This is a genomic window from Dietzia sp. DQ12-76, assembly GCF_014145045.1.
Taxonomy (GTDB): domain Bacteria; phylum Actinomycetota; class Actinomycetes; order Mycobacteriales; family Mycobacteriaceae; genus Dietzia.
Window position 1 is genome coordinate 1 of record NZ_JAALDV010000105.1, and the last position, 1,312, is coordinate 1,312.

At 68.1% G+C, this 1,312-nt stretch carries 1 protein-coding gene and 1 pseudogene; one reads left to right on the plus strand and one right to left on the minus strand.

Translation table 11 applies throughout. The features are described from left to right. Positions 1 to 726, minus strand: a 726-nt coding sequence (gene rpsB / locus G6019_RS04825) for a 30S ribosomal protein S2 (protein ID WP_182627127.1), incomplete at its 3' end; no start/stop codon positions are given. 390 nt (positions 727 to 1,116) lie between these two features. Between rpsB and G6019_RS17085 the strand changes: the two are divergent. After that, positions 1,117 to 1,312 (plus strand): annotated as a pseudogene (locus G6019_RS17085) (hypothetical protein); the annotation flags it as partial.

Here is a 1,312-nt window from a genome sequence, read left to right on the forward strand (position 1 = left end):
GAGCGGCTCGGCCTCCTCGCCGGTGGCCTTGCCGGCCTGGGAGCGGGCCTTGAGACCCTCGGCGACGGCGGAGGCGATGACCCGGGTCAGGACGCTGACCGAACGGATCGCGTCGTCGTTGGCCGGGATCGGGTAGTCCACCAGGTCGGGATCACAGTTCGTGTCGAGCAGGGCGACGACCGGGATGTTGAGCTTGCGTGCCTCGCCGACCGCGATGTGCTCCTTGTTGGTGTCGACGATCCACACGACGGACGGCACCTTGGTCATGTCGCGCATACCGCCGAGGGTGCGCGCCAGCTTGGTCATCTCACGCGTGAGCATGAGAATCTCCTTCTTGGTGCGGCCCTCGAACCCGCCCGACTGCTCCATCGCCTCGAGCTCCTTGAGGCGGATGAGGCGCTGGTGCACGGTCTGGAAGTTGGTGAGCATGCCGCCCAGCCACCGCTGGTTGACGTACGGCATACCGACCTTGGCGGCCTCCTCGGCGATGGCCTCCTGGGCCTGCTTCTTGGTGCCGACGAACAGGACGGTGCCACCGTGGGCGACGGTCTCCTTGACGAACTCGTACGCCTGGTCGATGTACGTCAGGGTCTGCTGCAGGTCGATGATGTAGATGCCGTTGCGGTCGGTGAAGATGAACCGCCGCATCTTCGGGTTCCAGCGACGGGTCTGGTGGCCGAAGTGGGCACCTGCGTCGAGCAGCTGCTTCATGGAGATGACTGCCATGATGGGTTGAGGGCTCGTCCGGCTTGGAAGCAGCCGGACCGCGAGGCCCTCGTCCTCGCTTTCTGTGTATCGGGTTACGCCCGTGAGACCGGGTGGTCTCGGGCCCTGGTGTCCGCACCGGACCGAACCCCTGACGAGCAGGGGCACCTACAGGTCCGCTGTCCGGTATGGCCGGGGCTGCTCGCCCCGGGTCCGGATGCCCCCTCCGTGGAGAGCGCAGGACACGCGAAGTCAATCGACGTCAGTCGACCGCGTCGAAAATCATAACCCGCCTGCGCCCGCACTCCAACACACCGTCACCGGTCGCCCCTTCTGTGGAGCGTCCTCCGCACCTTCCACAGCACGGCCGACGGGCGGGCCTCACCCGAGCCCGACGGGTGTACTCACACCATGGGATCCACGAGTCCGGCCACCGCGACGACACCTGCACGCCCGGCCCGGGCGTCCACTGTCGTGTCCGCAGCGGCAGTGGTGGCAGTGGTCGGGCTGCTGGTCGTGGCCCCCCGGGCCGCGGCGGTCCCGGAACCACCGCGCCGGGATCTGAGGGGGCCGCTTCCCGGGCCGGTGTCGGCGGTCAGGCCCTTCG